This window comes from Pseudomonas sp. AC239 (assembly GCF_979258545.1).
The window spans coordinates 316,843-341,409 of sequence record NZ_OZ409864.1 but is presented as its reverse complement, the minus strand read 5'-3'; the positions used below and the strand labels follow the sequence as shown (position 1 = coordinate 341,409).

Annotated in this window: 21 protein-coding genes and 1 pseudogene; 14 read left to right on the top strand and 8 right to left on the bottom strand. The window is 61.7% G+C overall.

The annotated features are described in order from the left end of the window. The first annotated feature begins 20 nt into the window (after positions 1–20). The 5 genes from cysM (at position 21) to ACZ0AZ_RS01575 (ending at position 6,180) form a co-directional block, all read left to right on the top strand. Entirely contained in the window at positions 21–923 is a 903-nt protein-coding gene (gene cysM, locus ACZ0AZ_RS01595; protein WP_039757833.1) for a cysteine synthase CysM, read from the top strand. Beyond that, positions 923–2,299 carry a 23S rRNA (uracil(1939)-C(5))-methyltransferase RlmD gene (gene rlmD, locus ACZ0AZ_RS01590; RefSeq protein ID WP_463538596.1) on the top strand — a complete coding sequence of 459 codons (1,377 nt, stop codon included), beginning with the start codon at positions 923–925 and terminating at the stop codon, positions 2,297–2,299. The genes cysM and rlmD overlap by 1 nt, the downstream gene beginning before the upstream one ends. Before the next feature lie 101 nt (positions 2,300–2,400). Beyond that, positions 2,401–4,644: a GTP diphosphokinase gene (gene relA, locus ACZ0AZ_RS01585; protein WP_463538595.1), complete on the top strand. Its 2,244-nt coding sequence runs from the start codon at positions 2,401–2,403 to the stop codon at positions 4,642–4,644. Between the two features lie 133 nt (positions 4,645–4,777). Continuing rightward, positions 4,778–5,611, top strand: coding sequence for a nucleoside triphosphate pyrophosphohydrolase (gene mazG / locus ACZ0AZ_RS01580; RefSeq protein WP_129997411.1), 834 nt, complete (start codon positions 4,778–4,780; stop codon positions 5,609–5,611). Positions 5,612–5,637: 26 nt separating this feature from the next. Further along, on the top strand, positions 5,638–6,180 hold the full coding sequence (locus tag ACZ0AZ_RS01575; protein WP_016773645.1) for a DUF2058 domain-containing protein: 543 nt from the start codon (positions 5,638–5,640) through the stop codon (positions 6,178–6,180). Between the two features lie 68 nt (positions 6,181–6,248). Here ACZ0AZ_RS01575 and ACZ0AZ_RS01570 read toward each other — a convergent pair whose 3' ends face one another. From ACZ0AZ_RS01570 to ACZ0AZ_RS01545, 6 genes are all read right to left on the bottom strand, one after another. Continuing rightward, positions 6,249–6,437, bottom strand: a complete 189-nt coding sequence (locus tag ACZ0AZ_RS01570; protein ID WP_016773646.1) for a hypothetical protein — start codon at positions 6,435–6,437, stop codon at positions 6,249–6,251. A 369-nt stretch (positions 6,438–6,806) separates the two neighbouring features. Continuing rightward, positions 6,807–8,027: a beta-ketoacyl-ACP synthase I gene (fabB, locus tag ACZ0AZ_RS01565; RefSeq protein WP_016773647.1), complete on the bottom strand. Its 1,221-nt coding sequence runs from the start codon at positions 8,025–8,027 to the stop codon at positions 6,807–6,809. 11 nt (positions 8,028–8,038) lie between these two features. Then, positions 8,039–8,554 (bottom strand): 3-hydroxyacyl-[acyl-carrier-protein] dehydratase FabA, encoded by a 516-nt coding sequence (fabA, locus tag ACZ0AZ_RS01560; RefSeq protein WP_024013962.1) that lies wholly within the window; start codon positions 8,552–8,554, stop codon positions 8,039–8,041. Positions 8,555–8,801: 247 nt separating this feature from the next. Further along, positions 8,802–10,706 carry an ATP-binding protein gene (locus tag ACZ0AZ_RS01555; RefSeq protein WP_129997409.1) on the bottom strand — a complete coding sequence of 635 codons (1,905 nt, stop codon included), beginning with the start codon at positions 10,704–10,706 and terminating at the stop codon, positions 8,802–8,804. Continuing rightward, positions 10,703–11,635 carry an ABC transporter substrate-binding protein gene (locus tag ACZ0AZ_RS01550; RefSeq protein ID WP_039757829.1) on the bottom strand — a complete coding sequence of 311 codons (933 nt, stop codon included), beginning with the start codon at positions 11,633–11,635 and terminating at the stop codon, positions 10,703–10,705. The genes ACZ0AZ_RS01555 and ACZ0AZ_RS01550 overlap by 4 nt, the downstream gene beginning before the upstream one ends. Position 11,636: 1 nt before the next feature. Next, positions 11,637–13,793: a TonB-dependent receptor plug domain-containing protein gene (locus ACZ0AZ_RS01545; RefSeq protein ID WP_052269072.1), complete on the bottom strand. Its 2,157-nt coding sequence runs from the start codon at positions 13,791–13,793 to the stop codon at positions 11,637–11,639. Between the two features lie 163 nt (positions 13,794–13,956). Here ACZ0AZ_RS01545 and ACZ0AZ_RS01540 point away from each other — a divergent pair, with 163 nt between their 5' ends. From ACZ0AZ_RS01540 to ACZ0AZ_RS01500, 9 genes are all read left to right on the top strand, one after another. After that, positions 13,957–14,982, top strand: a complete 1,026-nt coding sequence (locus tag ACZ0AZ_RS01540) for an NAD(P)H-dependent glycerol-3-phosphate dehydrogenase (protein ID WP_024013958.1) — start codon at positions 13,957–13,959, stop codon at positions 14,980–14,982. A gap of 30 nt (positions 14,983–15,012) precedes the next feature. Next, complete coding sequence (locus ACZ0AZ_RS01535) at positions 15,013–15,360, top strand: DUF4389 domain-containing protein (RefSeq protein ID WP_016773653.1); 348 nt, start codon at positions 15,013–15,015, stop codon at positions 15,358–15,360. Further along, the gene (sixA, locus tag ACZ0AZ_RS01530; protein ID WP_415761787.1) at positions 15,357–15,809 is read left to right on the top strand and encodes a phosphohistidine phosphatase SixA; all 453 of its coding nucleotides are present in this window, start codon (positions 15,357–15,359) and stop codon (positions 15,807–15,809) included. The genes ACZ0AZ_RS01535 and sixA overlap by 4 nt, the downstream gene beginning before the upstream one ends. Positions 15,810–16,011: 202 nt before the next feature. Continuing rightward, a complete protein-coding gene (locus tag ACZ0AZ_RS01525; RefSeq protein WP_463538594.1) occupies positions 16,012–17,667 on the top strand; it encodes an AMP-binding protein in 1,656 nt (551 codons plus the stop codon). Positions 17,668–17,698: 31 nt separating this feature from the next. Then, a complete protein-coding gene (locus ACZ0AZ_RS01520; RefSeq protein ID WP_016773655.1) occupies positions 17,699–18,142 on the top strand; it encodes a hotdog fold thioesterase in 444 nt (147 codons plus the stop codon). 151 nt (positions 18,143–18,293) lie between these two features. Then, a complete protein-coding gene (locus ACZ0AZ_RS01515; protein ID WP_039757823.1) occupies positions 18,294–19,100 on the top strand; it encodes an alpha/beta fold hydrolase in 807 nt (268 codons plus the stop codon). Next, positions 19,097–19,951, top strand: a complete 855-nt coding sequence (locus ACZ0AZ_RS01510; RefSeq protein WP_129997406.1) for an alpha/beta hydrolase — start codon at positions 19,097–19,099, stop codon at positions 19,949–19,951. Before ACZ0AZ_RS01515 ends, ACZ0AZ_RS01510 begins: the two co-directional genes overlap by 4 nt. 115 nt (positions 19,952–20,066) lie before the next feature. Further along, on the top strand, positions 20,067–20,873 hold the full coding sequence (locus ACZ0AZ_RS01505; RefSeq protein WP_463538593.1) for a DUF4892 domain-containing protein: 807 nt from the start codon (positions 20,067–20,069) through the stop codon (positions 20,871–20,873). Positions 20,874–20,942: 69 nt separating this feature from the next. Beyond that, positions 20,943–21,983: an AI-2E family transporter gene (locus ACZ0AZ_RS01500; RefSeq protein ID WP_463538592.1), complete on the top strand. Its 1,041-nt coding sequence runs from the start codon at positions 20,943–20,945 to the stop codon at positions 21,981–21,983. A 711-nt stretch (positions 21,984–22,694) separates the two neighbouring features. On the opposite strand, the gene ACZ0AZ_RS01495 is transcribed toward ACZ0AZ_RS01500, so the two are convergent. Then, positions 22,695–23,744, bottom strand: coding sequence for an ATP-binding protein (locus ACZ0AZ_RS01495; RefSeq protein ID WP_039764169.1), 1,050 nt, complete (start codon positions 23,742–23,744; stop codon positions 22,695–22,697). Next, positions 23,744–24,491 (bottom strand): annotated as a pseudogene (locus ACZ0AZ_RS01490) (response regulator). Before ACZ0AZ_RS01490 ends, ACZ0AZ_RS01495 begins: the two are co-directional and overlap by 1 nt. Between the last annotated feature and the right edge of the window lie 76 nt (positions 24,492–24,567).

Sequence of the window (24,567 nt, the reverse complement as noted above, 5' to 3'; positions counted from 1 at the left end):
GTCTGGATTGCGAATACGCCATGACCCTGCAGTACCCAACCATCGCCGATTGCGTCGGCAACACGCCGCTGGTGCGTTTGCAGCGCCTGCCCGGCGCCACCAGCAACACCCTTTTGCTCAAGCTCGAAGGGAACAACCCGGCGGGTTCGGTCAAGGACCGCCCGGCGTTGTCGATGATCACTCGCGCCGAGTTGCGCGGGCAGATCAATCCCGGCGATACGCTGATCGAGGCGACCTCCGGCAATACCGGTATCGCGCTGGCGATGGCCGCTGCGATCAAGGGTTACAAGATGATCCTGATCATGCCGGACAACTCCAGCGCCGAGCGCAAAGCGGCGATGACCGCGTATGGCGCCGAGCTGATCCTGGTGACTCAGGAAGAGGGCATGGAAGGCGCCCGCGATCTGGCCCAGCGTATGGAAGCCGAAGGCCGTGGCAAGGTGCTCGACCAGTTCGCCAATGGCGACAACCCCGAAGCGCACTACACCACCACCGGCCCGGAAATCTGGCGTCAGACCCAGGGCAGCATCACCCATTTCGTCAGTTCGATGGGCACCACCGGCACCATTATGGGCGTGTCGCGCTACCTCAAAGAGCAGAGCGACAGCGTGCAGATCGTCGGCCTGCAACCGATGGAAGGCTCGGCCATTCCCGGCATCCGCCGCTGGCCGCAGGAATACCTGCCGAAGATCTATCAGGCTGACCGCGTCGATCGCATCGTCGACATGGCGCAGAGCGAGGCCGAGGACGTCACCCGGCGTCTGGCCCGCGAAGAAGGCATCTTCTGCGGCGTGTCCTCCGGCGGTGCGGTGGCGGCGATGCTGCGCTTGTCCAAAGAAGTTGAAAACGCGGTGATCGTCGCGATCATCTGCGACCGTGGCGACCGTTACCTGTCGACCGGCATTTTCGACGCGCCCAACTGATGGCCAAACACGAAAGAGGCCTGCGCTTCCAGCCCACCGGCGGCAGCAAGGCGCCACAGATCCCGACAGGCAAAAAGCAGCGCTTGAACATCGAGCGCCTGGCCAATGACGGTCGCGGTATCGCGTTTTTCGAAGGCAAAACCTGGTTCGTCCTCGGCGCCCTTGCCGGTGAAGAGGTCGAAGCACGGGTGCTCGGCGCCCACGGCAAAGTGGTCGAGGCGCGCACCGAGCGCGTGTTCACTGCCAGCGAATTGCGTCGCCCGGCCGCGTGCCCGCACTTCGGCCGCTGTGGCGGTTGCAGCGTTCAGCACCTGCCCCATACCGAACAGCTTGCCCTCAAACAACGCATGCTCGCCGAGCAATTGTCGCGGGTGGCCGGTGTCGAACCTGAAGAGTGGGCAGCGCCGCTGACCGGCCCGGAATTCGGTTACCGTCGGCGCGCGCGGATCGCCGTGCGCTGGGACATGAAAACGAAGAAGCTCGAAGTGGGTTTTCGCGCTGCCGGCAGTCAGGACATCGTCGCGATCAGCGAATGCCCGGTGCTGGTACAGCCCTTGCAACCGATCATGACCCGTTTGCCGGAGATGCTGCGGCGCCTGAGCAAACCGCAGGCGCTGGGCCATGTCGAGTTGTTCAGTGGTTCGTCGCTGGCGGTATTGCTGCGGCACATGTCGCCGTTGTCCGAAGCGGATCTGACGATTCTCAAGGATTTCTGCCAGTTTCATGAGGCGCAATTGTGGCTGCATGGCGAAGGTGAACCGCAACCGGTCGAGGCCGGTCAGAGCCTCGGTTATCGCCTGGAAGAGTGGAATCTCGAGCTGGCTTACCGACCGGGAGACTTTGTTCAGGTCAACGCCGGGGTCAACGAGGCGATGATCGCCCAGGCGCTGGACTGGCTGAAGCCAACGGCTGACGAACGTGTGCTTGACCTGTTTTGCGGGCTGGGCAACTTCGCGCTACCGCTGGCCAAAAGCGTCCGTGAAGTGGTGGCGGTGGAGGGCGTGCAGACCATGGTCGAGCGGGCTGCTGCCAATGCCGTCAGTAACAATTTGCATAACACAAAGTTTTTTCAAGCCGATTTATCCCAGCCTTTGACCGATGCCCAGTGGATCGGAAACGGCTTTTCTGCGGTACTCTTGGACCCACCGCGTGACGGTGCTTTCGAGGTGGTGCGCAAGCTCGCGACCCTGGGTGCCAAGCGGTTGGTTTATGTGTCGTGCAACCCGGCCACGCTGGCGCGTGACACGCAGGAATTGATCAAGCAGGGCTACCGGTTAAAACGTGCCGGGATTCTCGATATGTTTCCTCAGACGGCACATGTCGAGGCCATGGCGTTATTTGAAGCGAGCCAGGACGGCTCGTCTGAATCCGCCTGATCTGTCCGCGCAGCGCTCGCCTGAGCCCCGCGAGCGCGAACGGACACTGAGGATCAGCGATTTGACGCATTGAATCTGCGTCGTAGGGAAGGTAAAGCAGCATGGTACAGGTGAGAGCACACCAGCCGATCAACACCGACGGCAGTATCAATCTCGAGGCCTGGCTCGATCACGCGGTCAGTGTCGATCTGGCACTGGATCGCGAGGCCTTGAAAGAGGCCTGCGAGTTCGCCCGCGAGGCCGAACAGCAGTCCAATGCGAGGAAGAACCTGTGGGCCGAAGGCTCCGGCAGTTTCAGCACGGGCCTGGAGATCGCCGAGATCCTCGCCGACCTCAAGCTCGATCAGGATTCGCTGGTCGCCGCCGTGTTGTATCGCGGCGTGCGCGAGGGCCAGATTGAACTGGCAGCAGTCGGCCAGCGCTTCGGTCCGGTAGTGGCCAAGCTGATCGACGGCGTGCAGCGCATGGCGGCCATCAGCGCCAGCCTCAGCCCACGGCAGTCGATGGTCATGGGCACGCAAGGGCAGGTCGAGAACCTGCGCAAGATGCTTGTGGCCATGGTCGATGACGTGCGCGTTGCGCTGATCAAACTGGCCGAACGCACCTGCGCCATCCGTGCCGTGAAAACCGCCGACGATGAAAAGCGCAACCGCGTTGCTCGCGAAGTCTTCGACATCTACGCACCGCTGGCCCATCGCCTCGGCATCGGTCACATCAAATGGGAGCTGGAGGACTTGTCCTTCCGCTATCTCGAACCCGATCAATACAAGCAGATCGCCAAGTTGCTGCATGAGCGGCGGCTGGATCGCGAGCGTTTCATCAGCGACGTGATGACCCAGCTCAAGGACGAACTGCAGGCCACCGGCGTCGACGCCGACATCAGCGGCCGGGCCAAACACATCTACTCGATCTGGCGCAAAATGCAGCGCAAGGGTCTGGAGTTCAGCCAGATCTACGACGTTCGCGCGGTGCGCGTGCTGGTGCCGGAAATGCGCGACTGCTACACCGCGCTCGGTATCGTCCACACCCTGTGGCGGCACATCCCGAAAGAATTCGACGACTACATCGCCAACCCGAAAGAGAACGGCTACCGCTCGCTGCACACGGCGGTGATCGGCCCGGAAGGCAAGGTTCTCGAGGTGCAGATCCGTACCCATTCGATGCACGAAGAAGCCGAACTCGGCGTCTGCGCGCATTGGCGCTACAAGGGCACCGACGTCAAATCCGGCTCGAACCATTACGAAGAGAAAATTTCCTGGCTGCGTCAGGTCCTCGAATGGCACGAAGAGCTCGGTGATATCGGCGGTCTGGCCGAACAACTGCGCGTCGACATCGAGCCCGACCGGGTCTACATCTTCACTCCCGACGGTCACGCCATCGACTTGCCAAAAGGCGCGACGCCGCTGGATTTTGCCTATCGCGTGCACACCGAAATCGGCCACAACTGCCGGGGCGCGAAGATCAACGGCCGTATCGTCCCGCTGAACTACAGCCTGCAGACCGGCGAGCAGGTCGAGATCATCACCAGCAAGCACGGCACGCCGAGCCGCGACTGGCTGAACCCGAACCTCGGTTACGTGACCACCTCGCGGGCACGGGCGAAGATCGTTCACTGGTTCAAGTTGCAGGCTCGTGATCAGAACGTTGCGGCCGGTAAAACCCTGATCGAGCGCGAACTCACTCGCCTCGGGCTGCCCGCGGTGGATTTCGACAAGCTGGCCGAAAAGGCCAACATGAAAACCGCCGAAGACATGTTCGCCGCCCTCGGCGCCGGCGACCTGCGTCAGGCGCATCTGGTCAACCTTGCGCAGCAATTGGTCGAACCGGAGCGCGGCAACGAACAGTTGGAGCTGATCCCGCGCAAGGCCACCGGTTACAAACCGGGCAAGCGCGGCGATATCCAGATCCAGGGCGTCGGCAACCTGATGACGCAAATGGCCGGCTGCTGCCAGCCGCTGCCGGGCGATGCGATTGTCGGTTACATCACCCAGGGCCGTGGCGTGAGCATTCACCGTCAGGACTGCGCCTCGGTGCTGCAACTGGGCGGGCGCGAGCCGGAGCGGATCATTCAGGTCAGCTGGGGGCCGGTGCCGGTGCTCACCTATCCGGTGGACATCATCATCCGCGCCTACGATCGTTCCGGGCTGCTGCGTGACGTCTCGCAGGTGCTGCTCAACGAGCGCATCAACGTGCTGGCGGTCAACACCCGCTCGAACAAGGAAGACAACACCGCGCTGATGTCGCTGACCATCGAGATCCCCGGTCTGGATGCGCTCGGGCGCTTGCTGGGGCGGATTTCGCAATTGCCGAACATCATCGAAACGCGGCGTAACCGTACCCCGTGATGCAATTGATTGTTCCCTGTGGGAGCGAGCCTGCTCGCGAAGAGGGCGTGTCAGTCGACATCTTTGTTGCAGACACAGCGCTTTCGCGAGCAGGCTCGCTCCCACAATGGTTTTGTGGTGAGACAGAAAAATGATGTACAGCCTCGAAGACCTGCTCCACCTGATGTCCCGCCTGCGTGATCCGCAGTTCGGCTGTCCTTGGGACATCAAGCAAACCTACGCGACCATCGTCCCGCACACTCTCGAAGAAGCCTATGAAGTGGCGGATGCCATCGAGCGTGGCGATCTCGACCATTTGCAGGGCGAGTTGGGCGATCTGCTGTTTCAGGTGGTGTATTACAGCCAGTTGGCCAAGGAAGAAGGGCGGTTCGAATTCGCCGGGGTGATCGACAGCATCACGCGCAAACTGATCCGCCGTCATCCCCACGTATTCCCCACTGGCGATCTCTACGCGCCGCTCGACGTGCCGCGCTTGAGCGAAGAGCAGGTCAAGCAGCGCTGGGAAGAGATCAAGGCCGAAGAGCGCGCCGAGAAAGCATCGGCGCCCGAGCAGTTGTCCCTGCTCGACGATGTGCCGGCCACCTTGCCGGCACTGTCGCGCTCGGCCAAGTTGCAGAAGCGCGCCGGGCAGGTCGGTTTCGACTGGCCAGACGCTTTGCCGGTGCTCGACAAGGTGCGCGAAGAGCTCGATGAAGTGCTCGAGGCGATGTCGGAAAATGACCCGGCAGCCGTGGCCGACGAGATCGGCGACCTGCTGTTTTCCGTGGTCAATCTGGCCCGGCATCTGAAGGTCGATCCGGAAACCGCCTTGCGCGGCGCCAATGGCAAGTTTGAAAGACGTTTCCGTTTTATCGAACAGGCATTGCGCGACACCCACCGTCCCATGGAAGATTGCACCCTCGAAGAGTTGGACGCCCTGTGGGGCGAAGCCAAACGCCAGGAAAAGAATGAGCCCAGCTGTGGCTGAGCCGTTGCCCAAGTGAGTAAGCATTGATGAGCCTTTCCCTTCGCGACCAGTTGCTCAAAGCAGGCCTGGTCAACCAAAAGCAGGCCAAACAGGTCAGCAAAGACAAGCAGAAGCAACAGCGTCTGGCCCACAAAGGCCAGGCCGAGCTGGACGATTCGCAGCAGCGCGCCGCCCAGGAAGCCATGGCCGAGAAGGTCAAGCGCGACCAGGAGCTGAATCGTCAGCAGCAGGAGAAGGCCGAGGCCAAGGCCCGCGCCGCGCAGGTCAAGCAGTTGATCGAAGTCTCGCGTCTGCCCAAGCTGACCACCGAGGACTACTACAACTTTGTCGACGACAAGAAGGTCAAGCGCATCTCGGTCAACACGCTGATGCGCAACAAGCTCAGCAGCGGTTCGCTGGCGATCGTGCACCACAACGGCGGCTATGAAGTGATTCCCCGTGAAGCGGCGCTGAAGATCCAGGAGCGCGACCCGCAGCGCATCGTCCAGCTCAACGTGCAGACCGAAGAGGTCAACGCTGAGGACGATCCGTACGCGGCGTACCAGATCCCTGACGATCTGATGTGGTAAATCCACGGCTGTAACAACGACGAACCCCGCTCATGGCGGGGTTTGTCGTTTTCAATGCTGTGGTTGCCTCAGGCGGACTTCAGTTCTCGTTGCTGTTCCTGCACCTCCAGTTCGGCCTTGTAGTTGTGGGCATCGATCTCGTTGTGGAACATGCCGACCAGCAAATCTTGTTGATGCACATCCCAGATACGGATGCCGGCGGCCAGGCCTTCGTGGGACATGTGTGAATCGTCGCGTTCAGTTACTTTTACAGTCATCTGCTAGCTCCATATCTCAAGTTACTGCACCAAGGCATGTGCAGGACTCTGTTATAGGTTTTGTTAGCCAGCTAAGTAAACCGCCAATTGGCGCAAGGTGTCGTTGCGCATTTCGCAACAGTGCTGCAGGCCACGTAAACCGCGACATTCGGTCGCAGGGTAGTAAGTTTCATGACAGAAGTTTCATCTCCAGAACGCTCTGGATCCCTGTCTTTGATCGTTCCCACGCAGAGCGTGGGAACGATCAATATCGCATTCGCGAGCAGGCTCGCTCCCACAGGTTTTGCGGTGTACCTGCTATTTTCTGCAGACGAAAAAAAACGCCCCGAACCAGTCGGGGCGCTTCATGTGTGGCTCAGCAGCGGGGAATTATTTGCCTTCCCAGCGCTTCAGCACCAGCGTGGCGTTGGTGCCGCCGAAGCCGAAGCTGTTGCTCATCACGGTGTTGATGGTGGCGTTTTCGCGGGTCTTGGTCAGCACCGGCAGATCGGCCACTTCCGGGTCGAGCTCGTCGATGTTGGCGGAGCCGGCGATGAAGTTGCCTTCCATCATCAGCATGCAGTAGATCGCTTCGTGCACGCCGGCAGCGCCCAAGGAGTGACCGGACAAGCTCTTGGTCGAGCTGATTGCCGGAGCCTTGTCGCCGAACACTTCACGCACACCTTTCATTTCCGCGACGTCGCCGACCGGAGTCGAAGTGCCGTGGGTGTTCAGGTAGTCGATCGGGGTGTCGACGGTGGACAGCGCCTGCTGCATGCAGCGGATCGCGCCTTCGCCGCTCGGGGCGACCATGTCGTAGCCGTCGGACGTTGCGCCGTAGCCAACGATCTCGGCGTAGATCTTCGCGCCACGGGCCAGAGCGTGTTCCAGTTCTTCGACGACAACCATGCCGCCGCCGCCAGCGATGACGAAACCGTCGCGGTCCTTGTCGTAGGCGCGGGAAGCTTGTTCCGGGGTGTCGTTGCGCTTGCTGGACAGAGCGCCCATCGCGTCGAACAGGAACGACTGGCTCCAGTGCTCTTCCTCACCGCCACCGGCGAAGACGATGTCCTGCTTGCCCATCTGGATCTGTTCCATGGCGGTACCGATGCAGTGAGCACTGGTGGCGCAGGCAGAAGCGATGGAGTAGTTCAGGCCCTTGATCTTGAACGGCGTGGCCAGGCAAGCGGAAACGGTGCTGCTCATGGTCCGCGTGACGCGGTACGGGCCAACGCGCTTCACGCCTTTCTCGCGGAGGATGTCCAGCGCTTCCATCTGGTTCAGCGTGGAAGCACCGCCGGAGCCGGCGATCAGACCGGTGCGCGGGTTGGACACCTGCTCTTCGGTCAGACCGGAGTCAGTGATCGCGTCTTTCATGGCCAGGTAGGCGTAAGCCGCTGCATGGCCGACGAAGCGATAGATCTTGCGATCGATCAGCTCTTCAAGGTTGAGGTCGATGGAGCCGGAAACCTGGCTACGCAGACCCATTTCAGCATATTCCGGGTTGAACCGGATGCCAGGGCGGCTTGCACGCAGGTTAGCGGAGACGGTCTCTTTGTCATTGCCCAGGCACGAAACGATGCCCAGACCAGTGATAACGACGCGGCGCATGCGAATAACCCTTAGAAGTTGTCAGTGGAGGTGAACACGCCGACGCGCAGGCCTTCGGCGGTGTAGATTTCGCGTCCGTCGACACTGACCGAACCATCGGCGATGGCCATGTTCAGCTTGCCCTTGAGGACGCGTTTGATATGAATGTTGTAAGTGACTTTCTTGGCGGTCGGCAGCACCTGGCCGAAGAATTTCACTTCGCCCGAACCCAGCGCACGGCCGCGGCCCGGCAGGCCTTGCCAGCCTAGGAAGAAACCGACCAGTTGCCACATGGCGTCCAGACCCAGGCAGCCCGGCATCACCGGATCGCCTTCGAAATGGCAGGCGAAGAACCACAGATCAGGGTTGATATCCAGCTCGGCGACCAATTCACCTTTGCCGTACTTGCCGCCTTCTTCGCTGATATGGGTGATGCGATCCACCATCAGCATGTTCGGGGCGGGCAGTTGCGCGTTACCTGGGCCGAACAGCTCACCGCGACTGCAGCGCAGCAGGTCTTCCCGAGTAAAGGCGTTTTGTTTGGTCATGCGAGCTCCTCAATAATCCCATGCGGCAGGTGGGGCAGATCTTCCCGACCGTTCAAGGCGTTCATGCCTCGAACCGGCAGCCTACTCATAGACTATTGCGTTGTGGTGAAAGTCACAGCACCAAGGACATGAATGTACACTTGTGCACTGAAATTTTTAATCAAGCCCCTTTTGGGGCTCGTTCGGGTGCCTAAGACTGCCGCACTTTCGCTTTTCACGCCAGTCGCAGATGGTCGAAAGGCCCACACTACGACACCCAGCGCTGCAAAATCTGCTGCAGGTCATTGCGTTTGAACGGCTTGGCCAGGTAATCGTTCATCCCCGCCGCGAGACAGGTTTCGCGGTCGCCCTGCAGGGCATTCGCGGTCAGTGCAATGATCGGCACATCGCGGCGGCCGGGCAGGTCGCGGATCTGCCGCGTGGCCTCGTAGCCGTCGATGATCGGCAGCCGGCAGTCCATCAGAATCACTTCGAATTCGCCGCCCTCGGCACTGCGCACTGCCTGCGCACCATCGGTCGCCACACTGACCGCAAACCCGAGGCTGCGCAGCATCGCTTCGATCACCGTCTGGTTGACCGGGTTGTCTTCGACCAGCAACACATGGCGTCCTTCGCCCTGACCGCTGCCGTTCAACGCACGTGGCGCGGCCAGTGCGGGCATTGCCTGCTTATACAGCGCCAACGGGATTTCCAGGGTGAAAACCGAGCCACGACCTTCTTCGCTCTGCGCGCGCAAGGTACCGCCCATGCGTTCGGCCAGGGTCCGCGCGATCGGCAGACCGAGACCGGTGCCGCCGTAACGACGGGAAATCGAACTGTCGGCCTGCTGGAAGGCATTGAACATCAGCTCCAGACTCTCAGAAGAAATGCCGATGCCGCTGTCGCGCACCGAGCAGGTGAACCACAGCAGTTCGTGATCCAGCGATTGCCATTGCGCTTCGATGCTGACCCGGCCCTGCTCGGTGAACTTCAAGGCATTGCCGACCAGGTTGACCAGAATCTGCCGGATCCGCGTCGGATCACCCTGGACCTGCAAGCCACGCATGTCATCGGGGATGCGCAGATTCAGCGCCAGGCCTCGCTGCACCGCGCTGTGCTGGAACGACTGCGCGCAGGCGCCGATCAACTCGGCGAGGTTGAACGGAATGTGCTCAAGCTCCAGCTCCGAACGCTCGATTCGCGAGAAGTCGAGAATGTCGTTGATGACCTTGAGCAAATGCTCGGTCGACTCCGACGCGAGCGCCGCGTATTCCGCCTGCTCGTCGGTCATCTCGGTGGTTTCGAGCAGTTGCAGCATGCCCAGTACGCCGTTCATGGGCGTGCGCAGTTCGTGGCTCATCATCGCCAGAAAATCCGACTTGGCGTTGTTGGCCTTTTCCGCTTCTTCGCGGGTCTGGATCAATTGCGCCATCGCCTGCTGCTGTTCACGACTGGCCTGCTCCAGCGCTTGGGCGAGGTTGTTGATGTGCTGCGACAGCGCACCCAGCTCTGTGTCATCGACAATCGGCAACGGGGTTTTGTAGTCGCCTTCCTGGATCGCTTTGACAGCGTTGCCAATGTCACGGATCGGCTGCGACAGGCTGCCGGCCAGGCGCCGCGCCACGACAAAGGTGAAGAGCAGGGCGAACAGCGCGAGAATCCCGGCCTTGAACAGGATCTCCTGCTGGCGCTGACTGAAGGCGTCATTGGACAGCCCGACGATGACTCGCCCGAGATAATCCTCGCCGGCAGCGCTGTTGCTGACCTTGCCGTCCTGGAAAAAATCATTGTGCAAGGCGATCCGCTGCAAACGCACCGGCGCCTGGAATACTTCGACCTGATGCGGGCGGCTGTGGCTGTCGGCCGGTTGTTCGACGTACACCACAATCCGGTTGGCGCTGTCCTGCACTTCGAGAAAGCGCACATTGGGTGTGGCCAGTGTCGCCTTTAGCAGGCTTTCCAGCACTTCGTTGTTGCCGGAGATCACCCCGTATTCCGTGGCCGGGGCCAGTTGGTTGGCGATCAACTGGCCGGTGTGGTTCAGCTCCTGGCGCAAATCCTGAATGCGCACGAAGGTGAAAAAGCTGATCAACAGCAACGTCAGCAACAGCGCCGGCCCGAGGCTGATCAGCTGCGTGCGGGTGTTGATGTCCCAACGGCGACGAAAACTCATGGGCGGCGCTCTCCTTCGGCCAAGGCACTGGCGACAGATGCTTCATTCAGCGGTTCGATGCCTAAGGAACGAGCCACCTGCGCATTACTTGAGACTTTGAAACGAGAGGGATAAAGCGTTCGCGGCCAGGCACTGGTCGGCTGGTCGAGCAAATGATCGAGAATCGCCAGCCAGTCACTCTGGTCGCTGTACGTGCTGGCGAGGCTGCCCGCGCGAACGAAGGCAATGTTGGGGCCGATCAGCGCAACCTGCCGCGAGTAGCTGCTGAGCAAAAGGTTTTTCGCCGTTTGCGAGTTGTACAGGTCGGGATCGTCGAGGCCGAGCAATACGTCGCTGTTTTTCAGCACCGCTTGCAGCGGACGGCTGTCGTGGGTGTTGTCCCAGCGCTGGCTGACGATGTCCAGATTCAACGGCCGCGCAGCCGCACGCAATTCGTCGAGAAGGAACTCGCCATGCTCATCGAACAACACGCCGACGCGTCGGGCCTGCGGCAGAATCCGTCGGATCAGTTGCAATTGTCGGCTTAGCGGCGGATCGCTCCACAACAGGCTCAGGCGCGCCGGGTGCGAGTCAGCGAAACGCTGGCGTGCCTGCAAGCGACTGATGCGCAACACCAGCGTCGACGGGCCTTGCGAGTCCTGCAGGCGCCAGTCGAGGCTGGGCAGGTCGAGCAGGATCAAGCGCAGGCTGGCCGGCAGTTTGCCCGGAGCCGGCAAACTGGCCAGCGGCTGAAACCGCACGTTGTCGGTCGGGCGCAGTTCACTCAGTGCCTGAACAAAAGCTTGCACGCCGGGGCTCTCCTCGGCGCCGGTCAACAGAATATCCGCCGCCTGCACCGCGACACCGTGCAGCCACGCGGTCAAGAACAGGCAGAGCCCGGCCAGCCAGTGGCCAAGGGTTGGCGTCTTCCGTGACGGGCCGTTGCGCATCCTAGAACTCCAGCTCGGCGCTGAAATACATCACTCGGCGTTCGTCGTAATTGTTGTCGACGAAGGTGTTCGGCTGATGGTCGAGACGCTGTTGCAGCACCCCAGCCAATTGCAGCTGAGCTTTGCCAATGGCGATACGTTTGGCGATGCGCGTGTCGACGCGTTCGAAGCGATAGCCGTTGAGCGCGTTGTCGCCGTAATAGAAGAGGGCGCTGTTCCAGCCATGCCCCCAGTTGCGCAGCCAACCGGCGGAACCGCTGTGGCGTGAGGTGTACTGCTGGTCCAGCGGATTGCTGGCCTCGGCGTCGACGAAGGCGTAGGTCAAACGCAAGCGGTCGGCGCTGCCGAGGCGCCAGTCGAGTTGCGTTTCGGTGCCGCGAAAGCGCGAGCTGTTGGCGTTGCTGGCGATGTATTGGTTGTTGCGCAGCGGCTCGCTGATCATCCCGGTGATTTCGTCGTAGAACAGCTTCACGTCCACCGCCAGACCGAGTTCGCCGAAATAACCGTTGTAGCCCAATTCACGCGAGCGCATGTGCTCCTGATCGAGATCGCCGGGGCCACGGGTCTTGACGAAATAACGCGCCGACGACTGGCCGTACGCCGAGGGCCGCAGGTTGCTGACCTGATAGCTCCAGTTGACGTTATTCTCGAACATGTCCGGCGAACGGATCGCCTCCGAGTACACCGCACGCAGACCGTGACGCGGGTTGATCAGGTAGTTGACCGCGAAGCGCGGGGTCAGCGAACTGCCGATCAGTTGCGTGTCTTCGAACATCGCACCGCCCTGCAGCAGCCAGTGCTCGGTGGCGCGCCATTCCAGTTGACCGAAGGCGCGCCAGGTGGTGTCGTCGAGGGTGCCGTTGAAATAGGTCTCGGAGTCGGCGCGGTCGTAGCGGTAGTTGAGGCCGCTGACCAGACGCAGGCTGTCGGACAGACTGAGGGTGTCCTGCAGTTCGAGGTCGTAGCGCGATTCGCGGGCGCTCTGGTCGATGTCGCCGCATAGGGTCTGGCTGGCGCCGTTGCGCCATTGCTCAAGCACTTGATTGGCCAGCGCCATTTCCTGCGGCGTGCCGGGCGCCGCGCCGGGGCCGGTGAACTGGTTGATGTTGCGCGCCAGCCGCTCGGTGTAATTCGGGTTGAGCTGCCACAGCTGCGCCAGCTCGGGGCTGAACGACACCTCGGCATCGCAGGCGCGCCAGACTTGCTGGCGATCCCAGTGCTGCGCCGAGCCTTGTACATAAAGGCTGTGTTCGGGGTTGATATCGAGGTTCCAGCGCACCGAACCGGCGTAATCCTTGGCCACCACGTCGGAATTGTTCCCGGCGTCGGTAATCCCCGAGAACACCGGGCGGTAGGTATAAGGTCGCTGATTGCTGCCGTCCTTGGCGTTGAGCTGCCAGTCGAGGCTTTGCCCTTCATTGAGGTCGTGGCTGACCGCCAGGCTCAGACGATTCAAGCGTCGACTGTCGCGATAATCGGCGCCGTTGCGGTCGCTGTCGAAACCGTCGTCTTCCTGGCCGGACAGCGACAGGCGCAGATCACCGCCATCCCACCCGGTGCCCTGGCTGGCATAAAAGTCGTTGATGCCACGCTGACCGCGGGTGATTTTCAGGCGCGTGCCGTGGCTGTCGGCCGGGTGGCGGGTGATGATGTTGATCACCGCCATCAGCGCGTTGGCGCCGTAGCTGACCGTGTTCGGGCCGCGAAACACCTCGATCCGGTCAATGTCTTCCATCGCTACCGGAATATCGCTCCAGTCCACCGTCGCCAGGCCGGCGCGATACACCGAGCGGCCATCGATCAACACCTGCATGCGCCGCGCTTCGCTGGCATTCGTGCCGTGGTAATTCACCGCCGGCTGATTGCCATTGATGCTGCCGACCATCATTCCGGGCACCAGCCGCAGCAGTTCGCTGATATCGCGGGCACCGCTGGCGTTGATCAATTCGTTGTCGAGCACGGTCATGCTCCCGGGCACTTCCGCCGGCGTCTGCTTCAGCCGCGTGGCCGTCAGCACCGGCGGCAGCGTCTGGCTGTCGACGAACAGGTCGTCCGCCAGTACCAGCGGGCTGAACAGCAGCGCCAGTAGCAGGGGCGAGCGCGGAGGAGGAGGGCCAGAAAACACGACACAGCCTGCAGAGAAGGAATTGGCGCGCATGTTAACCGAGGGCAGCGACTTTTCCAGTGACGTTACAGGCATTTTCCTAGGTTTTATTGGTCTTCTTCCTACAAATGTCGGTAATTGTTGCTGGGGCTGGCCGCCACCGGGGCGCCCCGTATAATGCCCGGCATCGCCACTGGTATGGATTAACGGATTGCATATGACTGAACAGCGCCCGATTGCGGTCCTGGGAGGCGGAAGTTTTGGTACCGCCGTGGCCAATCTGCTGGCCGAGAACGGCCATCAAGTCCTTCAGTGGATGCGTGACCCCGAGCAGGCCGAGGCCATCCGGGTCAATCGCGAAAACCCGCGTTACCTCAAAGGCATCAAGATTCTGCCGGGCGTGACCGCCGTCACCGACCTGCAAGCCACCCTCGACGCCTGCGATCTGTGCTTTGTCGCGCTGCCGTCCAGCGCCTTGCGCACGGTACTCGCCGCCCACGCCGAGCGTTTGAGCGGCAAGATGCTGGTCAGTCTGACCAAAGGCATCGAAGCGCAGACCTTCAAGCTGATGAGCCAGATCCTCGAAGAGATCGCCCCGCAGGCACGCATCGGCGTGTTGTCCGGGCCGAACCTGGCGCGGGAAATCGCCGAGCACGCATTGACCGCCACGGTGGTCGCCAGCGAAGACGAAGAACTGTGCAAAGCGGTGCAAGCCGCGCTGCACGGGCGCACCTTCCGCGTTTACGCCAGCGCCGACCGTTTCGGTGTCGAGCTGGGCGGTGCGTTGAAAAACGTTTACGCAATCATCGCCGGCATGGCGGTGGCGCTGGAAATGGGCGAGAACACCAAGAGCATGCTGATCACCCGCGCCTTGGCCGAGATGACCCGATTTGCGGTGAATCAAGGCGCCAACCCGATGACCTTCCTCGGTCTGGCCGGGGTCGGCGATCTGATCGTCACCTGCTCTTCACCGAAAAGCCGCAACTATCAGGTCGGTTTCGCCCTCGGTCAGGGCTTGAGCCTCGACGAAGCGGTGTCGCGTCTCGGTGAGGTCGCTGAAGGGGTCAACACCCTCAAGGTGCTCAAGGCCAAGTCCCAGGAAGTCGGCGTGTACATGCCGCTGGTCGCCGGGCTGCACGCGATCCTGTTCGAAGGACGCACGCTGGAGCAGGTGATCGGTCTACTGATGCGTGCCGAGCCGAAAACCGACGTCGACTTTATTTCCACCAGCGGTTTCAACTGATTCAGCTGTTACACGGACAGGAAGCGAGCCATGAACGATCCGAAAAGCGAAACCCAGTACGAATCCATCCTCCTGCGGGTGTTGTGGATGATCGTTTATCTGCTGGTCTGGCAAGTCGCGCAATTCATCCTCGGCGCGGTGGTCCTGGTGCAACTGATCTACCGCCTGATCTACGGCGCACCGAGCGCCAGCCTGATGAATTTTGGCGACAGCCTCAGCCAGTTCCTCGCGCAGATCGGCCGCTTCGGCACGTTTCACAGTGACCAGAAGCCCTGGCCGTTCGCCGACTGGCCGGCGCCGCGCACCCCGGAAGGGGAAGCGCCGCACACCGTCGCCCCGGCCGCGCATCCGGTGCGCGATGAGGAGCCCAAACTATGAAACTCTGGGTATTGCGTCATGGTGAGGCGGTGCCTCACGGCTCGAAAATCGATTCCGAACGCGAGTTGACCGAGCACGGCCGTAAGGAAGTCCTCAGCAGCGCGGCGCATCTCATCGGGCAGCCGCTGACGGCGATTTATGCCAGCCCTTATGTACGCGCTCAGCAAACCGCGCAGATTGTCCGCGAGGCGCTGGGGTTCGAGCCGGAGATTCGCACGGTCGAATGGCTGACGCCGGAGAGCGATCCGGACAAGGTTGCCGAGCAACTGGTATCGGTGAGCAATGTGTTGCTGGTCAGCCACAACCCGTTGGTGGGCAACCTGCTCAGCTATTTGCAGCACGGCGCCGGGCATCCGCCGGAGCGGGTCAGTACGGCGGGGCTGGCGGAGCTTGAGCACAGTGAACTGCTGATTGGCTCGATGAAGCTCAATAGCCTCAAGCACCCTTAACGCCATATCCCTGTGGGAGCGAGCCTGCTCGCGAAGGCGGCGTGTCATTACCCTTTTTGGGGCCGACACACTGCATTCGCGAGCAGGCTCGCTCCCACATTTGTTTCTGTCACCCCAAGAAATTATTTGTTTGAAAATTCCAACCAAGCACTTGCTTGGTTGACTACGCTTGCTCCAGACCAAAAAAACAGGAGCGAGTCGCATGTCTGCCGCCTTCCGTTTGCCGCTGGACGTGTTCTACGAACGGGAAGCCCGGCACCCGCGCCAGCGCTTTCTGGTGCAGCCCATCGGCGGTGGTCAGGTCGAGACGCTGACGTGGGCCGATGTCGGCCATCAGGCCCGCTGCGCTGCACACTGGTTGCGCGCGCGCGAGTTGCCGCCCGGCAGCCACATCGCCTTGATCTCGAAAAACTGCGCGCACTGGATCATCGCCGATCTGGCGATTTGGATGGCCGGGCATGTGTCCGTGCCGCTGTACCCCAATCTCACCGCCGAGTCCGTGGCGCAGGTGCTGACTCACTCGGAAAGCGCACTGGCGTTCATCGGCAAGCTCGATGACTGGGCAGGCATGGCGCAAGGCGTGCCGACGGGTTTGCCGACCATCAGCCTGCCACTGCATCCGCCGGGCGAGTTCGATTACAGCTGGGCGGACCTGCAAAGCTGTTCGCCAATCCAGGACGACCCACGTCCCGCCGCCGGACAATTGGCGACGATCATCTACACCTCCGGCACCACCGGCCTGCCCAAAGGCGTGATGCACAGTTTCGCCAATCTCGGTTTCGCCACCAGTCGTGGCACGCAGCTGTTCGGGCTCAACGAGAATGATCGGCTGCTGTCGTATTTGCCGCTGTGCCACGTTGCGGAACGCATGTTTGTCGAATTGGCCTCGATCTACACCGGCCAGACGGTGTTTTTCGCCGAGAGCCTCGACACCTTCATCACCGATCTGCAGCGCGCGCGGCCGACGGCCATGTTTGGCGTGCCGCGTATCTGGACCAAATTCCAGATGGGCGTGTATGGCAAGATTCCGGCAAAGCGTCTGGATTTTCTCCTCGGGCTGCCCTTCATCGGTAAACGGGTCGGGCGCAAAGTGCTCGCCGGGCTTGGGCTGGACGCCTTGCGCGTGGCATTGTCCGGCGCCGCGCCGGTACCGCAGACCTTGCTCGCCTGGTATCAGAAACTCGGCCTCGATGTGCTGGAGGTCTATGGCATGACCGAGGGCTGCGGTTATTCGCATATCTGCTTGCCGGGGCAGTACAAGCAGGGCTGGATCGGCCAGCCATGCCCGGAAGTCGAGGTGCGCATCGATGAGTCCGGCGAAGTGCAGGTGCGCAGCCAGGCCAACATGCTCGGCTATTTCAAGGAACCGCAGAAAACCGCCGAGACGCTTACCGCAGACGGCTTTCTGCGCACGGGCGACAAGGGCGAGCAGGACAGCGAAGGGCGCCTGCGCCTGACCGGGCGACTCAAGGAAATCTTCAAGACCAGTAAAGGCAAATACGTCGCACCGGCGCCAATTGAAAACCGTCTGGCCGTGCATTCGCGCATCGAACAGGTGTGCGTGGTCGGCGATGGCCTGAGTGCGCCGCTGGGCTTGTGCGTGCTGTCGACGGTCAATCAGCAAGAGCCTCGTGCCAGCCTGCACGCGAGCCTGGAAAAGCTGCTGGGGGAGGTCAACGCCGCCCTCGACAAGCACGAACGCCTGCACCGGCTGGTCGTAGTCAAGGACAGTTGGGCGGTGGACAACGGCTTCCTCACACCGACCCTGAAAATCAAACGCAACGTCATCGAGGATCGCTACGGGCCGCGCTTCGAAGAATGGAGCGCGCGCAGCGAGGCGGTGCTGTGGCAGGATTAGGCATCGATTACAACAACAAAGGAAGTCTGCGATGAGCTTGTGGCGTACTACTCCCGACATCGAACAGTTGAACGCGATCCAGAAGAACACCATCGGCGAAGTGCTGGATATTCGCTTCGAAGCCTTCGATGAACAGTCGCTGACGGCGAGCATGGTCATCGACCACCGCACCCACCAGCCTTACGGCCTGCTGCATGGCGGCGCGTCGGTGGTGCTGGCGGAAACCGTGGGTTCGATGGCCAGTTATCTGTGCATCGATGCCAGCAAGTTCTATTGCGTCGGCCTGGAGATCAACGCCAACCACCTGCGCGGTTTGCGTAGCGGGCGGGTGACAGCGGTGGCCACGCCGATCCATATCGGCCGCACCACGCACGTATGGGACATCCGCCTGACCAGCGACGAAGGCAAGGCCAGTTGCGTATCGCGCCTGACCATGGCGGTGGTGCCGCTGGGAGAGCAGCCGCCGCTGCGTTGACAGGTTGAAGATCAAAGGATCGCAGCCTTCGGTGTTGTGGTCTTTTGCTTGCGAAGCGTCTCCACCACCATTTCTGGCAGTTATGGTCATTGCTGCGGCGCCGGGTCTTGCGGACAATCAACGCACGTTTCCCGCTCATGGATTTGCCCGCATGTCGCAACCGATCTTTTTCGCCCACGCCAATGGCTTCCCTTCGGGGACCTACGGCAAGTTGTTCGCGGCGCTGGCGCCGGAGTACCGGGTCGCGCATCTGGAGCAGCACGCCCATGACCCGCGTTTTCCGGCAGACGACAATTGGTACAACCTCGTCGATGAACTGATCCATCACCTCGAGCAGCAGGAACAGCCGGTGTGGGGCGTCGGCCATTCCTTTGGTGGTCTGCTGCATTTGCACGCGGCGTTGCGTTGTCCAGAGTTGTATCGCGGCGTGGTGATGCTCGACTCGCCAGTCTTGACCCGCACCGATCAGTGGGTGATTCGCGCGGCCAAGCGCTTTGGTTTCATCGACCGGCTGACTCCCGCCGGGCGCACCCTCGGACGCCGTGAAGAATTCGCCGATCTCGACAGCGCCCGCAGTTATTTTTCCGGCAAAACCCTGTTTCGCGGCTTCGATCCGGAATGCTTCGATGCCTACCTGCAACACGGTTTGCATCAGGTCGACGACAAGCTTCGTCTGCGTTTTGACCCAGCCACGGAAATCAGCATCTATCGCGGCGTGCCGCACACCAGTCCGGGGCGCACCCGCCAGTTGCAGGTGCCGCTGGCCATGGTGCGCGGGCACAAGAGCCGCGTGGTGATGCGTCATCACACGCGTTTCGTCTCGCGACTGCCGCAAGGTGAGGCACTGAGCATGCCCGGCGGGCACATGTTTCCGCTGGAGCGCCCGCAAGATACGGCGCGACTGCTCAAGAGCCTGTTCATGCGCTGGGAACAGCGGCAGAACAAGGATTGCGCATGAGCGCGACCTGCGAAGAAGTGCGCCTGAACCTGCCGCACATCGAGTTGGCCGCGCACCTGTTCGGCCCCGAGGACGGCTTGCCGGTAATCGCATTGCACGGCTGGCTCGACAACGCCAACAGCTTCGCCCGACTGGCGCCGAAGCTCCACGGTTTGCGTATCGTCGCGCTGGACATGGCTGGCCACGGCCATTCCGGGCATCGGCCGAGCGGTGCCGGTTATGCCCTTTGGGACTACGCCCATGATGTTTTGCAAGTGGCTGAGCAATTGGGCTGGAAGCGTTTCGGTTTGCTCGGGCATTCGATGGGCGCGATTGTCTCGATGGTGCTGGCCGGTTCGCTGCCGGAGCGCATCAGCCATCTGGCGCTCATCGATGGAGTGATTCCTCCGACAGACAAAGGTGAGAACGCCGCCGAGCGCATGGGCATGGCCCTGCAGGCGCAACTCGATTTGCGCGAAAAGCGCAAACCGGTCTACAGCAGCCTCGAGCGTGCCATTGAGGCGCGGATGAAAGGCTTGGTGGCAGTCAGTCGCGAGGCCGCCGAACTGTTGGCCCAGCGCGGCTTGATGCCGGTGCCCGGCGGTTACACCTGGCGTACCGACAATCGCCTGACCCTGCCATCGCCGCTGCGCCTGACGGAAGAACAGGCAATGGCGTTTGCCTCGCGCGTCAGTTGCCCGGCGCATCTGGTAGTCGCGGCGGATGGCATGCTGGCCAGGCATCCTGAGTTGCTGCAGCGTCTACCCTTCAGTCACAAACAGTTGCCGGGCGGGCATCATCTGCACCTGAATGACGAGGCTGGCGCAGGTCTTGTAGCAGACTGTTTCAATCGCTTCTTCGCCATGCCTTGACTTGCTGCGGGCAACTGCCGAGGCTGGGCGGGTTGAAATGGGAGACAAACTCGATGGATTTCTATACTGCTGCGACCCCGACCCGCCCAGCCATGACCGTCCGGTGAGCCTGACTATGCGGTCACTCAGTCTTTTCGCGCTGTGCTGCTTCAGCTCCTTGTCCTTCGCTGCCGATGTGCCGGGCAGCCAGGATCTGCAAATCGTGCCGCGTCTGGCCGACGCACAGATCGTCGACTATCGCCCGGCGGCCGAGCTGGAGCGCATCTACCCGCTGGGCTCGATTCGCAAGATCAGCGGCCAGTTGCGCTTCGACGGCCAGATCACCGCTCGCGGCCAGACCACCTCGGTGACCTACGAGTTGCCGCCGGAACATTCCGCCACCGAAGCCTTTACCGCCGCCCGCGAAGCCCTGCAACAGCAGGATGCCGAGTTGCTGTTCTGGTGTCAGGCACGTGACTGCGGCGAAAGCAGCCTGTGGGCCAACGAAGTGTTCGGCAACGCCAAACTGTATGGCGCTGACGAGCAACAGGCCTATCTGTTGCTCAGGCTGGCGGCGCCAAAGGACAACACGCTGGTGGCGCTCTACAGCATCACTCGCGGCAATCGCAAAGCCTATCTGCATGTCGAACAGTTCGAGGCGACTGCGCCGTTGGGCGAACTGCTGCCGACCTCGGCGACCCTGCTGCGCCAGTTGAAAAGCACCGGCGAGCTGGATTTGCCGAAACTGGTCGATGAGCCGGATGCTACCTGGCTGCGCCTGATTTCCCGGGGGCTGAATCTCGACACGACCTTGCGGGTCACGGTTTCCGGGCCCAAGGCCGAAGCCTGGCGCCAGGCGTTGATCACTCAGGGTGTGCGGGCGGCCCGGATGGAAACCCGCAATCTCGAAGGCTCTGGCCTGCGCATCGACCTGTTGCGATAAGCTGTGCCGGGCGAGCACGCACGCAGTGTTCGCCTACTCTTTCGCTGACTGACTTTGCCGGGATTTTCCATGCTCAATAACGATCGCCTGCTGGTGCAGATTCTGCTGCTGGTGTTGTTTGGTGCCAGCCTGTGGGTGATGGCGCCGTTCTGGTCGGCGCTGTTCTGGGGCGCGGTGCTGGCGTTCGCCAGTTGGCCGCTGATGCGTCTGTTGACCCGCACGCTCAATGGCCGCGAATCGCTGGCTGCGTTGATCCTGACGCTGGGCTGGATGTTGCTGGTGGCGGCGCCGCTGGTGTGGCTGGGTTTCAATCTTGCCGATCATGTGCGCGATGCCACGGCATTCATCAAGGACGTGCAGGTCGACGGTTTGCCGGAAGCGCCGACCTGGCTTGGCAGCGTGCCTCTGGTCGGTGAGCGGCTGGTGGCGATGTGGGACAGCATCGATCAGCAGGGCGCGGCGCTGATGGTCTCGATCAAGCCGTATCTGGGCCAGGTCGGCAACTGGCTGCTGGCGCGCAGTGCGCAGATCGGCGGCGGGATTCTCGAGCTGACGCTGAGTCTGGTGTTCGTGTTCTTTTTCTACCGTGACGGGCCGCGACTGGCGGCGTTTGTGCACAGTCTGCTGCAGCGCCTGATTGGTGATCGTGCCGGTTATTACATCGAGCTGGTGGCGGGTACTGTGCAGCGGGTGGTCAACGGTGTGATTGGTACGGCGGCAGCCCAGGCAGTGCTGGCGTTGATCGGGTTCCTGATCGCCGGGGTGCCGGGGGCGCTGGTGCTGGGGATCGTCACCTTTCTGCTCAGTCTGATTCCGATGGGGCCGCCGCTGGTGTGGGTGCCGGCCACGGCTTGGCTGGTGTGGAAGGGCGAATACGGAATGGCGGTTTTTCTCGGGATCTGGGGGACGTTCATCATCAGTGGCGTAGATAACGTGCTCAAGCCTTACCTGATAAGTCGTGGCGGGAATTTGCCGTTGGTGATTGTGTTGCTCGGGGTGTTTGGCGGGTTGATTGCCTTTGGCTTTATTGGGTTGTTTATTGGGCCTACGTTGTTGGCGGTGGCCTATAGTTTGTTGACGGACTGGAGTAAGAGTCAGGCTCGGGTCTAGGGGGGGCTTGGCGGCCTTTGGGCCGACCAGGCTCTTGGGGTTTTGGGTATATCCGTTTCTGCGGGTGTTGCTGATTACGGTTCCGCCCTTACGGCGGGTCACCTTTTTCAAACGCCAAAAAGGTAACCGAAAAGGCTTGCTCCTGCGTTCGGCCCTCGCAGGCTCGGGTTCCTTCGCTGCGGGATCGATCCGGGCGCAGCGGCTACGGTTTGCTTCGCTGCACCTCCTTCCGCTGTGTCTGGCTGCGCCAGACGGTCGCTGCGCTCCCACCCCCGGATCAATCCCTCCACTCAGCCTTCCGACGTCGCCGGTGGATCAAGATCAAGAGCACTCGAGCTAACGCTCATTGTTGAGTGGGGCGGCTTCGCTGCTTTGCTTTTGCTTTTGATTTTTTTGGGAGCGAGCCTGCTCGCGAAGGCGGCCTGGCAGCCGACCCCTTTTTTGCTGGACGCGCTCGATCAAACTGTAGGAGTGAGCCTGCTCGCGATAGCGCCCACAAAGCCAACCCATCTCTCTCTGAAACCACTCGATCCCTGTGGGAGCTGGCTTGCCAGCGATAGCTCCCTCACATCCAACCAATATCTACCGAATACACTCAGTTTCATTGTGGGAGCGAGCCTGCTCGCGAAGAGGCCGATACATTCAACCAAGGCATTGGATCATCAGACGCTTTTGCGAGCAGCCTCGCTCACACTTCAAGTCGGCTGAGCCTCAGCCCCGTGGCAACCGAACAATGGCAGTCAGCCCGCCACCCGGCGTTTCTACCAGATCCAACCGCCCATCCAACCGCTGCGCCGCTTCCCGGGCAATGGTCATGCCCAGCCCCACGCCGCCGGAGTTGCGATTACGCGAGCCTTCCAGTCGGTAAAACGGCTCGAACACCGCTTCCCGCTGGTCCTCAGCAATGCCCGGCCCGTGATCAATTACCCGAATCAGCAGTTCTTCGCGCTGTTCCAGCAGTTCAATCCTTGCCTGTCCGGCGTAACGCAGGGCGTTGTCCAGCAGGTTGTTGATGCACGAACGCAGTGCCATCGGTTGCACCGGCAAGGGCGTGCAGCCGCCGCTGACCTGTACATCGGCGCCCTGGTCCTGGGCGTTCTCGCAGAGCGATTCGACCAGCGCTTGCACGTCGAGCAGTTGCAAGGCTTCGCTGGTGCGTTGTTCGTGCAGATAGGTGAGGGTGGCGTCGAGCATGCTGATCATGTCGTCCAGATCCTGGCGCATCTGGTTTTGCAGCTTGTCGTCGCTGATGTTTTCCAGGCGCAGTTTCAGCCGTGACAGTGGCGTGCGCAGGTCGTGGGAGACGGCGCCGAGCATGCGCGCGCGTTGCTGGACCTGTTCGCGGATGCGCCGTTGCATGAGGTTGAAGGTGTGCGCCGCTTGACGGGCTTCGCGCGGGCCGGATTCGTCGAGGGGGGCGCTGTCGAGGTCTTCGCTCAGGCGTTCGGCGGCGTCGCTCAGGCGCTGGATTGGCCGGCTGAGCAGTTTCGCACCGTACCAGGCAGCAATCATTAGCGTGATGAATTGAAAGGTCAGCGGCACCACCGGGCCACCGAACCAGGGCCGTGCTTGCCTCGGAGGGTAAGCAGGATCGTGCATGGGCGGTTGGCCGTCGATATTCGTTGAGAGTTCTGGCGGCGGTGGGGGCGGAGGAGGGCCGTAGAGTCTGAACCAGGCGAAGGCCAGCAAGTGCGCCAGGACAATCGCCACGAACAGCACGCCAAACAGACGCCCGAACAGCGTGTCGAAGCGCGCCTTCATCAGCCGATGTCCCGCGCGTCGAACAGGTAACCCTCGCCGCGTACGGTCTTGATCAATTGCGGGGCTTTCGGATCGTCGCCGAGTTTTTGCCGCAGGCGCGAGACCAGCAGGTCGATGCTGCGGTCGAAGGCTTCGATCGAGCGACCGCGAGCGGCGTCGAGCAATTGTTCGCGGCTGAGCACGCGGCGCGGGCGTTCGAGAAAGACCCAGAGCAGGCGGAATTCGGCGTTGGACAAGGGCACTACCAGGCCGTTGTCGGCGACCACTTGGCGCAGGACGCTGTTGAGGCGCCAGTTGTCGAAGCGAAGGTTCGCGCGCTGGTCAGTGCGGTCGTCGCGCACGCGGCGCAGGATAGTCTGGATGCGGGCGACCAGTTCGCGTGGTTCGAACGGTTTGGCCATGTAATCGTCGGCGCCCAGTTCCAGGCCGATGATGCGGTCGGTGGGTTCGCAGCGGGCGGTGAGCATCAGGATCGGGATGTCCGATTCGGCGCGCAGCCAGCGACACAGCGACAGACCGTCTTCGCCGGGTAGCATCAGGTCGAGGACGATGACGTCGAAATGTTCGCCCCAGCGCTTGGCGCATCGCCGCGCCGTCGGTGACGCCGCTGGCGTGAATGTTGAAACGGGCGAGGTAATCGATCATCAGCTCGCGGATCGGCACGTCGTCGTCGACGATCAAAGCGCGGATGCTCCAGCGCTTGTCGTCTTTGCTTTCATCCGTCACGGTTGTCGGGGCGTTGGGCATGGGGCTGTTCACTACCAGAGGTGGTTTCAGCATAGGCGTCCAGCCGGGAGGCGGGAAGTGCTGTTGTAAGGACGTG

Coding starts and splice junctions, on each gene's coding strand:
- ACZ0AZ_RS01505 (WP_463538593.1), top strand. CDS start 20,067: ATGCGGTCACTCAGTCTTTTCGCGCTGTGCTGCTTCAGCTCCTTGTCC.
- ACZ0AZ_RS01495 (WP_039764169.1), bottom strand. CDS start 23,744: ATGAAGGCGCGCTTCGACACGCTGTTCGGGCGTCTGTTTGGCGTGCTG.
- ACZ0AZ_RS01500 (WP_463538592.1), top strand. CDS start 20,943: ATGCTCAATAACGATCGCCTGCTGGTGCAGATTCTGCTGCTGGTGTTG.
- fabB (WP_016773647.1), bottom strand. CDS start 8,027: ATGCGCCGCGTCGTTATCACTGGTCTGGGCATCGTTTCGTGCCTGGGC.
- ACZ0AZ_RS01535 (WP_016773653.1), top strand. CDS start 15,013: ATGAACGATCCGAAAAGCGAAACCCAGTACGAATCCATCCTCCTGCGG.
- ACZ0AZ_RS01575 (WP_016773645.1), top strand. CDS start 5,638: ATGAGCCTTTCCCTTCGCGACCAGTTGCTCAAAGCAGGCCTGGTCAAC.
- ACZ0AZ_RS01570 (WP_016773646.1), bottom strand. CDS start 6,437: ATGACTGTAAAAGTAACTGAACGCGACGATTCACACATGTCCCACGAA.
- sixA (WP_415761787.1), top strand. CDS start 15,357: ATGAAACTCTGGGTATTGCGTCATGGTGAGGCGGTGCCTCACGGCTCG.
- ACZ0AZ_RS01555 (WP_129997409.1), bottom strand. CDS start 10,706: ATGAGTTTTCGTCGCCGTTGGGACATCAACACCCGCACGCAGCTGATC.
- mazG (WP_129997411.1), top strand. CDS start 4,778: ATGTACAGCCTCGAAGACCTGCTCCACCTGATGTCCCGCCTGCGTGAT.
- ACZ0AZ_RS01550 (WP_039757829.1), bottom strand. CDS start 11,635: ATGCGCAACGGCCCGTCACGGAAGACGCCAACCCTTGGCCACTGGCTG.
- ACZ0AZ_RS01520 (WP_016773655.1), top strand. CDS start 17,699: ATGAGCTTGTGGCGTACTACTCCCGACATCGAACAGTTGAACGCGATC.
- ACZ0AZ_RS01540 (WP_024013958.1), top strand. CDS start 13,957: ATGACTGAACAGCGCCCGATTGCGGTCCTGGGAGGCGGAAGTTTTGGT.
- ACZ0AZ_RS01525 (WP_463538594.1), top strand. CDS start 16,012: ATGTCTGCCGCCTTCCGTTTGCCGCTGGACGTGTTCTACGAACGGGAA.
- ACZ0AZ_RS01545 (WP_052269072.1), bottom strand. CDS start 13,793: ATGCGCGCCAATTCCTTCTCTGCAGGCTGTGTCGTGTTTTCTGGCCCT.
- relA (WP_463538595.1), top strand. CDS start 2,401: ATGGTACAGGTGAGAGCACACCAGCCGATCAACACCGACGGCAGTATC.
- ACZ0AZ_RS01515 (WP_039757823.1), top strand. CDS start 18,294: ATGTCGCAACCGATCTTTTTCGCCCACGCCAATGGCTTCCCTTCGGGG.
- cysM (WP_039757833.1), top strand. CDS start 21: ATGACCCTGCAGTACCCAACCATCGCCGATTGCGTCGGCAACACGCCG.
- rlmD (WP_463538596.1), top strand. CDS start 923: ATGGCCAAACACGAAAGAGGCCTGCGCTTCCAGCCCACCGGCGGCAGC.
- ACZ0AZ_RS01510 (WP_129997406.1), top strand. CDS start 19,097: ATGAGCGCGACCTGCGAAGAAGTGCGCCTGAACCTGCCGCACATCGAG.
- fabA (WP_024013962.1), bottom strand. CDS start 8,554: ATGACCAAACAAAACGCCTTTACTCGGGAAGACCTGCTGCGCTGCAGT.